At 66.3% G+C, this 12703-nt stretch carries 11 protein-coding genes and 1 tRNA gene; 8 read left to right on the top strand and 4 right to left on the bottom strand.

Annotated features, from left to right (window positions below):
* Positions 1 to 66: 66 nt before the first annotated feature.
* Positions 67 to 143 (bottom strand) — tRNA-Asp (locus WI560_RS13925).
* Between the two features lie 235 nt (positions 144 to 378).
* Here WI560_RS13925 and WI560_RS13920 point away from each other — a divergent pair.
* A complete protein-coding gene (locus tag WI560_RS13920; protein ID WP_375308450.1) occupies positions 379 to 723 on the top strand; it encodes an HU family DNA-binding protein in 345 nt (114 codons plus the stop codon).
* Between the two features lie 103 nt (positions 724 to 826).
* Positions 827 to 2077: a peptidase T gene (gene pepT / locus WI560_RS13915; RefSeq protein WP_375308449.1), complete on the top strand. Its 1251-nt coding sequence runs from the start codon at positions 827 to 829 to the stop codon at positions 2075 to 2077.
* A gap of 57 nt (positions 2078 to 2134) precedes the next feature.
* Here pepT and WI560_RS13910 read toward each other — a convergent pair whose 3' ends face one another.
* On the bottom strand, positions 2135 to 3025 hold the full coding sequence (locus tag WI560_RS13910) for a hypothetical protein (RefSeq protein WP_375308448.1): 891 nt from the start codon (positions 3023 to 3025) through the stop codon (positions 2135 to 2137).
* Between the two features lie 353 nt (positions 3026 to 3378).
* On the opposite strand from WI560_RS13910, the gene WI560_RS13905 reads away from it, so the two are divergent.
* Genes WI560_RS13905 through WI560_RS13880 form a run of 6 tightly spaced genes read left to right on the top strand, consistent with a single transcriptional unit; the run spans position 3379 to position 10607 of the window.
* A complete protein-coding gene (locus WI560_RS13905; protein WP_375308980.1) occupies positions 3379 to 3810 on the top strand; it encodes a hypothetical protein in 432 nt (143 codons plus the stop codon).
* A complete protein-coding gene (locus tag WI560_RS13900; RefSeq protein ID WP_375308447.1) occupies positions 3741 to 4103 on the top strand; it encodes a hypothetical protein in 363 nt (120 codons plus the stop codon). Before WI560_RS13905 ends, WI560_RS13900 begins: the two co-directional genes overlap by 70 nt.
* 55 nt (positions 4104 to 4158) lie before the next feature.
* Positions 4159 to 5436 (top strand): divalent metal ion exporter subunit IhpA, encoded by a 1278-nt coding sequence (gene ihpA / locus WI560_RS13895; protein ID WP_375308446.1) that lies wholly within the window; start codon positions 4159 to 4161, stop codon positions 5434 to 5436.
* Positions 5433 to 6410 (top strand): divalent metal ion exporter adaptor subunit IhpB, encoded by a 978-nt coding sequence (ihpB, locus tag WI560_RS13890; RefSeq protein ID WP_375308445.1) that lies wholly within the window; start codon positions 5433 to 5435, stop codon positions 6408 to 6410. The genes ihpA and ihpB overlap by 4 nt, the downstream gene beginning before the upstream one ends.
* A complete protein-coding gene (locus tag WI560_RS13885) occupies positions 6403 to 9633 on the top strand; it encodes an efflux RND transporter permease subunit (RefSeq protein ID WP_375308444.1) in 3231 nt (1076 codons plus the stop codon). Before ihpB ends, WI560_RS13885 begins: the two co-directional genes overlap by 8 nt.
* 2 nt (positions 9634 to 9635) lie before the next feature.
* Positions 9636 to 10607 carry a cation diffusion facilitator family transporter gene (locus WI560_RS13880; protein ID WP_375308443.1) on the top strand — a complete coding sequence of 324 codons (972 nt, stop codon included), beginning with the start codon at positions 9636 to 9638 and terminating at the stop codon, positions 10605 to 10607.
* Between the two features lie 71 nt (positions 10608 to 10678).
* On the opposite strand, the gene WI560_RS13875 is transcribed toward WI560_RS13880, so the two are convergent.
* Both WI560_RS13875 and WI560_RS13870 read right to left on the bottom strand, forming a co-directional pair.
* A complete protein-coding gene (locus WI560_RS13875) occupies positions 10679 to 11716 on the bottom strand; it encodes an acyltransferase family protein (protein WP_375308442.1) in 1038 nt (345 codons plus the stop codon).
* 126 nt (positions 11717 to 11842) lie between these two features.
* Positions 11843 to 12700 (bottom strand): methyltransferase domain-containing protein, encoded by an 858-nt coding sequence (locus tag WI560_RS13870; protein ID WP_375308441.1) that lies wholly within the window; start codon positions 12698 to 12700, stop codon positions 11843 to 11845.
* Positions 12701 to 12703: the final 3 nt, after the last annotated feature.

Genomic DNA, 12703 nt, shown 5'->3' with positions numbered 1-12703 from the left:
GGCGAAACAGCCCCAGACGCGGCTGGAGCTCTGAAAGAAACAACTGCTTGATTTGTTTGCCAAAAATGGCGCGAGAGACGGGGCTCGAACCCGCGACCTCCGGCGTGACAGGCCGGCGCTCTAACCAACTGAGCTACTCCCGCGTGACGCGTATGTGTCCGCGCGGAACGAGGGGGGAATTAAAGGCGGGCCCGGGTGAAGTCAAGGACGTTGGCACCCAAAGCCGGAATACTCCCGTCTCGTCACGATCGCGTCGCGCGGCTGCCCCCTCCACGCGCGCGACGTAGTCAATTCGGGCCCGAATCGTCTACGGCTTCCGTGACTTGTGCGGTTCCCGGGCTCGCGCCTCATGGTCGCCAGGAATCGAGGAGGCCAGACATGTCCAAGAAGGATTTGGCTAAGAAGGATGCGGCGAAGAAGGATGCGGCCAAGAAGGCCGCCGGCGCCGCCACGATCACGCTCAAGCACCTCGCCGCCGATATCGCCGAGAGCCAGGACCTCTCGAAAAAGCACGCCGAGGCGGTCCTGACCGACATGGTCGACCTGATCGCCAAGCACCTGCGGAAGGGCGACCGTGTCCGCATCGTCGGGCTCGGCATCCTCCAGGTCCGCAAGCGCGCCGCCCGCACCGGCCGTAACCCCTCAACCGGCGAGGCGATCCACATCAAGGCCAGCAAGAAGGTCACCTTCCGTCCGGTCAAGGAACTGAAAGAGGCGATCTGAGGCAAGGTTTCGTTAGGCCTGATCTCATCTCGATCCAGCCGCGACGCGGCCCGCTTTCTGGTATACCGCCTGTCATCCCCTGACCCCGGTGGTTTGACCAGAAATGTCCTCCCTCACCTTTTCGCACACCGTGACCGAACGCTTCCTGCGCTACGTCACCATCGACACCCAGTCCGATCCAGCATCCCCCCGCTCGCCCTCGACCGAGAAGCAGAAGGATCTCGGCCGCGTTCTCGCTGCCGAGCTGAAGGCCATGGGCGTCGCGGACGCGCATCTCGACGATTACGGCTATGTCTACGGCACCATCCCGGCCAACACCGACAAGAAGGTGCCGGTGATCTGCTTCTGCTCGCATATGGACACCTCGCCCGACGTGACCGGCAAGGACGTCAAGCCGCAGATCTGGAAGAACTATCGCGGCGGCGACATCACCCTGCCCGGCGACCCCAGCCAGGTGATCCGCTTCAATGAGCATCCGGCGCTGAAGAACCAGATCGGCAACGACATCATCACCACCGACGGCACGACGCTATTGGGCGCCGACAACAAGGCCGGCGTCGCCGAGATCATGGATGCCGCGCATTTCTTCATCAACAATCCCGAGGTGAAGCACGGCACCATCAAGATCCTGTTCACGCCGGACGAAGAGATCGGCCGCGGGGTCGACAATGTCGACCTGAAGAAGCTCGGCGCCGATTTCGGCTACACCATGGACGGCGAAAGCGCGGGCTGCGTAGAGGACGAGACCTTCTCGGCCGACGGCGCCACCATCACCATCAACGGCGTCAGCGCTCATCCCGGCTACGCCAAGGGCAAGATGGAGCACGCCATCAAGATCGCGGCCGCCATCGTCGAGCGGCTGCCTCGCGAAGGCTGCTCGCCGGAGACGACCTCGGGCAAGCAGGGCTTTCTGCATCCGATCGGCATCGAGGGCGCGCTGGAGCAGGCGACGCTGTCCTTCATCGTCCGCGACTTCACCGAGGAAGGGCTGAAGGAGAAGGAGGACCTGCTCGAGACCATCGTCAAGGACGTGATGAAGGACTATCCGCGCTCGACCTACAAGTTCGAGGTGAAGGAGCAGTACCGCAACATGAAGCAGGTGATCGACCGTCACCCGCACGTGCTCGAATACGCGATCGAGGCGATCCGCCGCGCCGGACTTCGTCCGATGCGCACCGCGATCCGCGGCGGCACCGACGGCTCGCGCCTGTCCTTCATGGGCCTGCCCTGCCCCAACATCTTTGCCGGCGAGCACGCCTTTCACTCCCGGCTCGAATGGGTCAGCCGGCAGGATATGGAAAAGGCGGTGCAGACCATCGTCCATCTCGCGATGATCTGGGAGGAGAAGGCCTGAGGCTTCTCGACGGCGTCCGTCATGGCCGGGCTGCCGCCCGGCCATTGGTTTTCGAGCTTACGGCACCGGCATCGCGCGTGGATTGCGATGGAAGCGATTTGAGCTCGCCATCCAGTTCGGCAACGGCTCTCCATCGCGGTGCCGTCCGCCGGCGACCGCTGCAGCCCAGGCCACCGCAGCGCCGATCAGGGTCGCGGCTGCGACCGAGAATGCGACGATGATCGAGTTGCGCCGCGCACGGTTGATCGCCGTCCTCGAGTCCGCGATCAGCGCATCGACGCGCCGCTCGGCGTCGGGGGCCTGCAGCCCCGTCAGACCAGCAACCTGTTGTATCAAGTAGGTCCGGTCATCGGTGCTGACGCCGCTATGGCTGGACGACGTCATCAGAATGCGGCCAGCTTCAGCACGCGCCTCCCTCAGATCGATGTTCGGCGCGCGGCGGGGGGCGCGGAACAGCTTGTCTAGCTCATAGCTGAGCAGAGGCTCGGCTGCGGACACATTGCTGGCAGAGCTTCGCATCGGCGAACGGTCGAGCGCAGCAGCGCCGAGAAGCGCCAGCAGAGCCGCGCCGGCCAGCACGGCCAGGGCCCAGGCGGTGAGCCCGTGCAGGCCGTCCCGCCGCTCGCCATCATCCTCGATCGTTGCCAGCGCAGGCGCCGGCCGGGTCGTCCGGCCCGCGATGTAGCCGCCGAAGCCGAAGCTGACGATTGCCTGGATGATCAAATAGAGCCCGGAGAGCAGCGCCAGCGCGGCCGATGCGTCGCGCCAGGTCGGCGAGGCCGAACTGACCCCCAAGCCGACCGCGACACCAAATCCGACCAGGATGAACGACATTGCGCCGGCGGCGAGAGCGCCCGCGAACACCGAGCTCCACTGGATGGTTCGGGGAGCTTCGCCCTCCAGGCCGCCTTCGATGATTTCTTCCCGCATGAGCGTTTCGACCGTCATCGCGGCGCTCTCAGCGCAGGCCGAAGAACGACAGGATCGCCATGATGACGACGATCAAGCCGATCAGATAAATCAGTCCGTCCATTGTCCGTCCTCCTCAGTTTCTTCTGACCGCTAATCGCGGCGTATGAGGAACGTTCCAAATTAGACAGATCGGCGGAACGAATGGGCGAGATGCGGGTTGAGGGATGGAGTCCCGAGGATGAAGATTGTGAGCACAAGGCCTCAGTCGGCGAGTCCGGCTGGGGCCTTTCCGTGTCTGCGACCGCCGCCTCCTGTCCTATGTTAACGACGCCGGCCTTGGGATCATCAAAGATGCGATCGGGGCGGAGCCTGTAGATCGGGAGAGGCGCGTGGACCGCAGAACGGCGTGCCTGCATCAGGCGGACGCATTCCGGGAGAAGGCCCTTGCCGATCCCGAGCACCACGACCAATGGATTGACAAGGCCATCAAGTGGCTGGAACGGGCAATGGAGGCCAGTTGTCGCGCCACGATTACCGTGGAGGCCGACAAGGGCAGCCACGCTCCGGAGGCGAACCGCACACCCCTCATCGAAACCCTGGCCTCGCATCGCCGCATCATCGCCCGCAGTAACAGGCGATCACGACGGACGCGCCGCTGCGGCAATTGTTCCAGGGACGTAACAATGTTGCGGGTCGACACTGTTCCGGCCGCCATGCTAGGCCGGGCGCTGACCGTAACGAGAGTGACGTCGTGCTCGCCAACCGCCAGCCCTCAGGAACCTGCCGCCCGCGCCATTGGCGCGGAGTGCTGTCCGTGCTGATCGCGGTGATCTATCTGCTCGCGGGCGCGCTGCACGGCTCGCACGATATCGACGTCACCACGCCCGGCGGCGGCTCGGAGATCGCCGCGGTCCTGGACGGCCCCTCGGACCATGGCGACGACAGGGCCATCGCCGGACATCATTGTCATGGCTGCTTCTCGCTGACGGTCACCCAGCCGGTGCCATCGGCGGCATTGGTCGCGCCTGCGCCGGCAACGCGCCCGCAACACGCCTCCCGGCTCGCCGGCATTATCCCCGATACCGATTCTCCGCCTCCCAAACACATTGCCTGAACGGATTGGTCGGGCGTTCCGCGCCTATTGAGTTCATCCTTCACAGGTCGGTTTCATGTTTCGCAGGGGAACGGCTGCGCGCCTGGCGTGCGCAGCAGCGTGCCTGATTGCCGGAGGGGCGCTTGCGCCACCGGCGCAGGCCCAGACTTTGACGATGCGCAGTGCACTGTCGCGCGCGCTGGCCGCGAGCCCGCGGCTGACGGCGGCGGAGCGCGACGTCGGCATCGCCACCGGCCAGCGCATCCAGGCCGGCGCGCTGCTCAATCCGGAGCTGTCCTACGAGCAGGACGATTCACTCGGCTCCGGCAAATATCGCGGGACGCGTTCGGCCGAGACCACGCTGCAGATCAGCCAGGCCTTCGAGCTGTTCGGCAAGCGCGACGCGCGGATCGCGGCCGGAGCGGCCGGTGTCGAAGTCGCGGCGATCCAGCGCAAGGCCGTCAGGCTCGAGGTGCTGTCGGAAACCGCGATCGCCTTCCTCAGCGTACTCGGCGCGCAGCGCCGCATCCAGATCCTGGACGAGCAGATTGCCGCCATCGACCGGCTGACCCCGCTCCTGCGCCGCCGCGTCGAGGCCGGGGCCTCTTCACCGGCCGAGACCGGCCGCGCCGAGGTCGCCTCCGCCCTGGTGAAGGCCGACCGCGAACGCTTCAAGGCGACGCTGGCCAGCGCCCGGCGCGAGCTTGCGGTGCTGATGGGCGATCCCGCCACGCAATTCGGCGAGGTCTCCGGCCGGCTCGACACCATGGGCAAGCCGCCGACGTTCCAATCCGTCGTCGCCGCCATCGACGCCAATCCGCAGCTGGTGCGCTGGACCGCGGTCTTTGCCCAGCGCAACGCCGAGCTCCTGCTGGCGCGGCTCAAGCCCTATCCGGACGTGCGGATCGCGGCCGGCTGGCGTCATTTCAACGAAACCAATGACGATGCCGTGCGCTTCACACTTTCGGTGCCCATTCCCGTGTTCGACCGCAACCAGGGCAACATCCTCTCGGCGCAGGAGAGCCTTGCCAAGACCAAGGCCGAGCGCGAGGCCAACCGCAACACGCTGATCGTGATTGCCGGACGCGCCTACGACTCGCTGCAGGGCTCGCTGCGCGAGCTCGCGGTGCTGCGCGAGATCGCCATTCCCAAGGCGGTTGAGGCGTCCGAGGCGATCTCGCAAGGCTACGGCCAGGGCCGCTTCACCCTGCTCGAGGTGCTCGACGCCCAGGCCAGCGTCACCCAGGCGCGGCTGCGCGAGCAGGAGGCGCTGCAGAATTTCCATGCAGGGGTGGCGACCATCGAAGGCCTCGTCGGCAATCCCTTTACGCTGGCGCGGGAGAGCGCACGATGAAGATGTCCTCCACCGTTCTCGTCGCACTCGTTGCCGCCGCGCTCGGCGCTTACAGTTACTCCCTGCTCGCGCCGGCCAAGGTCGCGCACACTGAGCATGCCGAGCATTCCGAACACAAGAAGCCGAACGACCATGTCGAGCAGGACGAGCACGGCGCCGACCGCATCCGCATCTCCGACGTCAAGCTGGCGGCGGCCGGCGTCGCGCTGGCGGAAGCCGCGAGCGCGACGCTGACCGACACGCTCGCCTTCAACGGCATCCTGCGCGCGAACCAGGAAGCCGTGGTGCAGGTGACGCCGCGCTTTCCGGGCCTCGCCAAATCGATCCTGAAGCGCATCGGCGACAAGGTCGCCAAGGACGACCTGCTGGCCGCGATCGAGAGCAACCAGAGCCTCACCGTCTACGAGCTGAAGGCGCCGATGGCCGGAACCGTCATCGAGCGGCAGATCTCGCTCGGCGAATACGCCTCCGAGCAGAAGCCCGCTTTCGTCGTCGCCGACCTCTCCACCATCTGGGTCGACCTGTCGATCTACCGGCAGGACCTCCGGCGCGTCCGCCTCAACGACGAGGTGCTGATCGATCCCGACGACGGCCGCGGCGAGATCAAGGGCACGATCTCCTACATGGCGCCGATCGGCTCGAGCGAGACCCAGACCGCATTGGCACGCGTGGTGCTGCAAAACCCGGACGGACGCCTGCGTCCCGGCCTGTTCGTCACGGCGCGGCTGATCCTCGCCGCGCGCAACGTCGCGGTCGCCGTGCGCCGGAGCGCGATCCAGACGCTGGAAGGCCGGACCATCGTGTTCGTGCGCGAGGATGGCGACAAGATCGAGGCCCGCCCGGTCGAAACAGGGGATTCCGATCCGAGATTCGTCGAGATCAAGGCCGGGCTCGCGGCCGGCGAGCACTACGTCGCAGAGAACAGCTTCGTCGTGAAAGCGGAGATGGGCAAGGGCGAGGCCGAGCATGATTGAGCGCCTCATCGCAGCCTCGCTTGCCCAGCGCTGGCTGGTCCTCCTGCTCGCGCTCGGCGCCGTCGCTTTCGGGGCCTGGAACTTCCAGCGCCTGCCGATCGACGCCGTCCCCGACGTCACCAACGTTCAGGTCCAGATCAACACCCGCGCGCCCGGCTATTCGCCGCTCGAGACCGAGCAACGCATCACCTTCCCGGTCGAGACCGCGATGGGAGGGCTGCCGAAACTCGACTACACCCGCTCGCTGTCGCGCTACGGCCTCAGCCAGGTGACGGTCGTCTTCAAGGACGGCACCGACATCTTCTTCGCCCGCCAGCTCGTCGGCGAACGAATCCAGCAGGTGAAGGACCAGCTGCCTGTTGGCGTCGAGGTCGCGATGGGCCCGGTCTCGACCGGGCTCGGCGAAATCTTCATGTACACAGTCGAAGCCAAAAGGGACGACAAGACCGGCGCGAAGACGCAAGGCGGCCACGATTATTCGCTCACCGATTTGCGCACCGTGCAGGACTGGATCATCAAGCCGCAGCTCCGCAACGTGCCCGGCGTGATCGAGATCAACACCATCGGCGGCTTCGAACGGCAATTCCACGTGCTGCCTGATCCCGGCAAGCTGATGGCCTACCGGCTCGGCTTCCGCGACGTGATGACGGCGCTGGCCGCCAACAACGCCAATGTCGGCGCCGGCTATATCGAGCGCAACGGCGAGCAATATCTGGTGCGCTCGCCGGGCCAGGTCGGCAACATCGCCGAGATCCAGGACGTCGTGATCGGCTCGCGCGGCGGCAATCCCGTCAGGATCAGGGACGTCGCGACCGTCACCGAGGGCCGCGATCTGCGCACCGGCGCTGCGACACGCGACGGCGAGGAAACCGTGCTCGGCACCGCCATGCTGCTGATCGGCGAGAACAGCCGCACGGTGGCGCGCCGCGTCGCAGCCCGGCTCGAGGACATCGCCAAGTCGCTGCCCGAAGGCGTCGTGACGCGCACCGTCTACGATCGCACCGACCTCGTCGAAGCCACCATCCGCACCGTCAGGAACAACCTGCTGGAGGGCGCGGCGCTGGTGGTGGCGGTGCTGTTCCTGATCCTCGGCAACATCCGCGCGGCGCTCGTCGTGGCCTGCGTCATCCCGCTGTCGATGGCGATGACGATCACCGGCATGGTCGAGACCAAGGTCAGCGCCAATCTGATGAGCCTGGGCGCGATCGATTTCGGCATCATCGTCGACGGCGCCGTGATCATCGTCGAGAATTGCCTGCGCATGCTGGCTGCGGCCCAACGCGAGAAAGGCGGCCTGCTCACGACCACTGAGCGGCTGCGCGCGATCCTGCGCGGGTCGAGCGAAGTCATCAAGCCGAGCCTGTTCGGAACGCTGATCATCGCGGTGGTCTATCTGCCCGTGCTGACGCTGACCGGCGTCGAGGGCAAGATGTTCACGCCGATGGCGCTGACCGTGCTGATGGCGCTCAGCGCCGCCGTGCTGTTCTCCGTCACTTTCGTGCCGGCGGCGGTGGCGATCTTCGTCACCGGCAAGGTGTCCGAGCACGAAAACCTGTTCATGCGGATGGCCAAGCGCGGCTATCTCCCCCTGCTCCGCTGGGCCATCGACAACCGCGCGGCCGTCGCCATCATGGCCGGGCTCATCGTCATCGCCAGCGGGATCGCCGCTTCGCGGATGGGCGGCGAGTTCATTCCGAGCCTGGACGAAGGCGACGTGGCGCTTGCCTCGATCCGAATTCCCGGCACCAGCCTGACGCAATCGCTGGATCTGCAGAAGGCGCTGGAAAAGCGCGTCACGCAGATTCCGGAGGTGAAGGAGTTCTTCACCCGCATCGGCACCGCCGAGATCGCGACCGATCCGATGTCGCCGGCGCAGACCGACGGCTACATCATGCTCAAGCCGCGCAGCGAATGGCCCGACCCGGACAAGCCGAAATCAGAGGTGGTCGAGGCCATCGATCATGCCGCGGACGACATTCCCGGCAGCGCCTATGAACTTTCCCAGCCGATCCAGTTCCGGGTCAACGAGCTGACCTCCGGCGTGCGCAGCGATGTCGGCGTCAAGATTTTCGGCGACGACCTCGACATCCTGCAAGGTGCCGCAAAGCAGGTCGAGGCCGCGATCCGCGGCATCCGAGGCGCCAGCGACGTCAAGATCGAACAGGTCGCGGGCCTGCCGATCCTCACCGTCCGCCTCGACCGCCAGGCGCTCGCCCGCTACGGCCTCAGCGTCGCCGAGGTGCAGGGCATTGTCGAGATCGCCGTCGGCGGCAAGTCCGCGGGCAAGCTGTTCGAGGGCGACCGCCGTTTCGACATCGTGGTCCGCCTGCCCGAGCATTTGCGCGGCAATCTCGAGGCGATCCGGGCGATCCCGATTCCGCTGCCGCCCGGCGAGGACGCCGGCTCCGGCCCGGCCATTCGAACGACATTGGCCGCCTCTCCCCTCGCCCAGATGCGCTACGTGCCGCTGTCGTCGGTCGCCACCGTCGATGCGACGCCCGGGCCCAACCAGATCAGCCGCGAGAACGGCAAGAGACGGATCGTCGTCACCGCCAATGTCCGCGCGCGCGACCTCGGTTCCTTCGTGGCCGAGGCCGAGGCGGCGGTGGCCGAGAAGGTCAAGCTGCCGCCGGGTTACTTCATCGGCTGGGGCGGCCAGTTCGAGCAGCTGGTCTCGGCGACCAAGCGGCTGACCATCGTGGTGCCGGTGGCGCTGCTGATGGTGTTCCTGCTGCTGTTCATGAGCATGGGATCGGCGGCCGACGCCGCGCTGGTGTTCTCCGGCGTGCCGCTGGCGCTGACCGGCGGCGTTGCGGCGCTGTTGCTGCGCGACATCCCCTTGTCCATCAGCGCCGGCGTCGGCTTCATCGCGCTGTCGGGCGTTGCCGTGCTCAACGGCCTCGTCATCATCGCCTTCATCGAGCGGCTGCGCAGCGAGGGACGATCCGTTATCGAGGCTGTTCGCGAAGGCGCGCTGACGCGGCTGCGGCCGGTGCTGATGACGGCCCTCGTCGCCTCGCTCGGCTTCGTGCCGATGGCGCTCGCCACCGGCGCCGGCGCCGAGGTGCAGCGGCCGCTCGCGACCGTGGTGATCGGCGGCATCATCTCCTCGACCATCCTGACGCTGCTGGTGCTGCCGGCGCTCTACGTGCTGTTCCGCCGTGACGGGACGCGCGAAACGCCTACAATGACGCCCGATTTGGCGGCGTCCGGGGAGCGCTAGAATTGGACCACGACCACCACGGTCACCACCACCATGATCATGCCGGCCATTCGCATGATCATGGCCATGGGCATGATCACGGGCACGGCCATGTCCATGCCCCCGCCAATTTCGGCAAGGCGTTCGCGCTCGGCATTTCGCTCAACATCGCGCTGGTCGTGGCCGAGGCGATCTACGGCTACATCGGCAACTCCACCGCCCTGCTCGCCGACGCCGGCCATAACCTGTCCGACGTGCTCGGCCTCGTCATCGCCTGGGGCGCCTCGATCGCGGCGCGCCGCGCGCCGAGCGGCCGCTTCACCTACGGTTTTCGTGCCTCCACAATCCTGGCCGCACTGGCCAATGCAGTGTTTTTGCTGGTCGCGACCGGCGCGATCGGCTGGGAGGCGATCCTGCGCCTGCGTGAGCCGGAGCCGGTCGCGGGCGTCACCGTGATGGTGGTCGCCGGCATCGGCATCGTCATCAACGGCTTCACCGCGCTGCTGTTCGCGCGCGGACGCGAGGACGACATCAACATCGAGGGCGCGTACCTACACATGGCTGCGGACGCCGCGGTGTCACTCGGCGTCGTGATCTCGGCGGCGCTGATCATCTGGACCGGCTGGCTCTGGCTCGATCCCGTCACCAGCCTCGTCATCTGCGCGACGATCCTGTGGAGCACCACCAGCCTCTTGCGCGGCTCCATCGACATGTCGATGGCCGCGGCGCCCAAGGGCACCGACCTCGCCGCGATCAGGGCGTTCCTGCTGGCACGCCCGGGCGTCTCGGCGATCCACGATCTCCATGTCTGGCCGATCTCGACCACCGAGACGGCGCTGACCTGTCACCTCGTCATGCCCGCCGGCACCGGCGATGCGTTCCTGATGGAGACGGCCCAGCTCTTGAAGACATCGTACCGCATCGGCCACACCACGCTTCAGGTCGAGACCCTTCCCGACAACGGCTGCGCGCTGGCGCCGGATGACGTGGTGTGAGCCATTGCGCTGCCCGCGCCAATTATCCCGCGTGCGAAGGGGCGACACCGATGGCGCGGCAAGGACGTCGGCTATGTCACCGCATCGGGGCGCTGTCCGCCGGCGACGACACCGCTGGTCCTCGAGCGCTGCGCGAGCCAGCGCGCCGCCCAGCGATTGATCGGGCGCTCGAAGCACATCCAGGACGCCGACGCGATGGCGAGGAGAAGCGCGAGCAGAATCCAGCGCCACATCTCACCGGTGCCCGGGTCGAGCTGCTTTCGCAGCGCCAGCCAGGGCAGGATCAAGAACAATGGCCAGTGCCAGATGTAGAGGCCATAAGAGATGTCGCCAAGCTTGACGCCGAGGCGCGGCGCAGCCGGCAAGAGCGCAAGCCCGGCAACGGCGAGCCAGCATGCGACCGGTGTCATCCATGACGACAAGGGCAGCCCGAATGCGTAAACCCAGATCGCGAGCGTCAGCAATGCCAGACTGGAGCGCCAGCTAGGCTGAAGTCGCGAAACCGTCATGTAGGCGAACACCCCTGCGGCAAAGTCAGCGTAGTGATCGTCACCGAAACGCGAGATCTGCGGAGGCTGTGGCGCTATTTCGGTTCCGATGGCAGCAGCGGCAATGCACCAGATCAACAACAGCCTGACGCCGCCGATAGGGATGAGGATGGCGGAGACGATGTAGAAAATGACTTCGTATTCGAGCGTCCAGCCCACCGCATTCATCGGTGTCTGTTGCGGGATGATCAGGAGCGACTTCAACACCCGGCCGAACTCGATCTCATGCGGCGGGCCACCAATGCTGCGGCTGAACAGCACGATCATGACGAGCGTGGCCAGGGCATTGAGGGGATAGATCCGGAAGAATCGTTTGGCGAGGAAGCTGGTGGGCGTATAGCCCGGCGCCTTCGAGACGTAGCAAACGATGAAACCGGAAATCGCAAAGAAGAGATCGACGCCGGCCGCACCGCGATCGGCCAAGAACCGCCAAGTATGGAGCCCGGCTGGATCAAAGTATTTCAGCGCGAGATGCGTATGGAAGTAAAAGACCGCCAGGGCGGCGAATGCGCGCCCGAGCTGGATGCCTGGCAGCCGCCCATGAAGCTGATGATCGGACATTTGAGGCTGCGCTTAGCAGAATGCACGTTCTGGCACAACCACAACGCTTTCGCCTCTGATCGCGCAATTCAGCTCATTCTCCTCGCCCGTCTGTCACGGTCATAGATCGGCACCGCCGCGGCAGTCTCACCCCACCTTCGCCGTCACGATCCAGATCGCGCCCTGCAGCTCAACGCGCTGCCCCTTCAGGAACGGCGCGAGCATTTCCCGTATCGACGCCTTGGCGGCCTCATATGTCTCGGGCGGATGGCCCTGCAGGGCGCGGCTGGCCGGGCCGATCTGCAGCGCGCCGTCGACCGCGGCATCGAGGCCGCCGCCGATCGCGACATCCATCGGCAGATTGTGCGGCTCCATCGCCGCGTCGACGAAGCCGGCCGCTTTGAGGATTCGCATTACGCGCTCTTGCGAGGCGAAGGCGAACGGGCCGGGCTCCTCCGGCCCGACCGGCGGCATCTTTGGCACGTGCTTGTAGACCGCCATCAGCGGCGCCATCATCCAGGGATTCTCCTTCGGCTCGCGCCAGCAGGCGAAGGCGAGCCGGCCGGACGGCTTCAGCGCGCGCCGCAGATTGGTGAAAGACGCAACGGGATCGGCGAAGAACATCACGCCGAAGCGCGAAGCGAGCAGATCGAAGCTGGCCGGCTCGAACGGATGGACCGTCGCATCCGCCAGCACGAAATCGAGCGGCAGGCCTTTTGGTGCCAGCGCACGGGCCTGCGACAGCATCGGCTCGGACACGTCGAGGCCGAGCGCGAAGCCGTTCGGCGCCACGGCTTTGGCGAACGCGAACGTCGTCGCGCCGGAGCCGCAGCCGACGTCGAGGACGCGCTCACCCGGCTTGGGCCGGGCGCGGTCGATCAGCACGTCGGCAATGGGTCCGAGCAGGTTTTCCTGGGCTGCGTGGCGATCGGCCCAGCGCTGCCCGCTCGGGCCGTTCCAATAGGCGATCTGGTCGGCGTTTTGCTCGTGGCCAGGCTGTTGCATCGC

Source organism: Bradyrhizobium sp. A11 (assembly GCF_042077125.1).
Lineage (GTDB): Bacteria > Pseudomonadota > Alphaproteobacteria > Rhizobiales > Xanthobacteraceae > Bradyrhizobium > Bradyrhizobium japonicum_B.
Note: the sequence above shows the minus strand (reverse complement) of the source record. Positions and strands in the feature narration are given on the sequence as shown.

What these genes read in the sequence shown, in the direction of transcription:
- WI560_RS13920 (WP_375308450.1), top strand. Translation starts at nt 379, where the DNA reads ATGTCCAAGAAGGATTTGGCTAAGAAGGATGCGGCGAAGAAGGATGCG.
- pepT (WP_375308449.1), top strand. Translation starts at nt 827, where the DNA reads ATGTCCTCCCTCACCTTTTCGCACACCGTGACCGAACGCTTCCTGCGC.
- WI560_RS13910 (WP_375308448.1), bottom strand. Translation starts at nt 3,025, where the DNA reads ATGACGGTCGAAACGCTCATGCGGGAAGAAATCATCGAAGGCGGCCTG.
- ihpA (WP_375308446.1), top strand. Translation starts at nt 4,159, where the DNA reads ATGTTTCGCAGGGGAACGGCTGCGCGCCTGGCGTGCGCAGCAGCGTGC.
- ihpB (WP_375308445.1), top strand. Translation starts at nt 5,433, where the DNA reads ATGAAGATGTCCTCCACCGTTCTCGTCGCACTCGTTGCCGCCGCGCTC.
- WI560_RS13885 (WP_375308444.1), top strand. Translation starts at nt 6,403, where the DNA reads ATGATTGAGCGCCTCATCGCAGCCTCGCTTGCCCAGCGCTGGCTGGTC.
- WI560_RS13875 (WP_375308442.1), bottom strand. Translation starts at nt 11,716, where the DNA reads ATGTCCGATCATCAGCTTCATGGGCGGCTGCCAGGCATCCAGCTCGGG.
- WI560_RS13870 (WP_375308441.1), bottom strand. Translation starts at nt 12,700, where the DNA reads ATGCAACAGCCTGGCCACGAGCAAAACGCCGACCAGATCGCCTATTGG.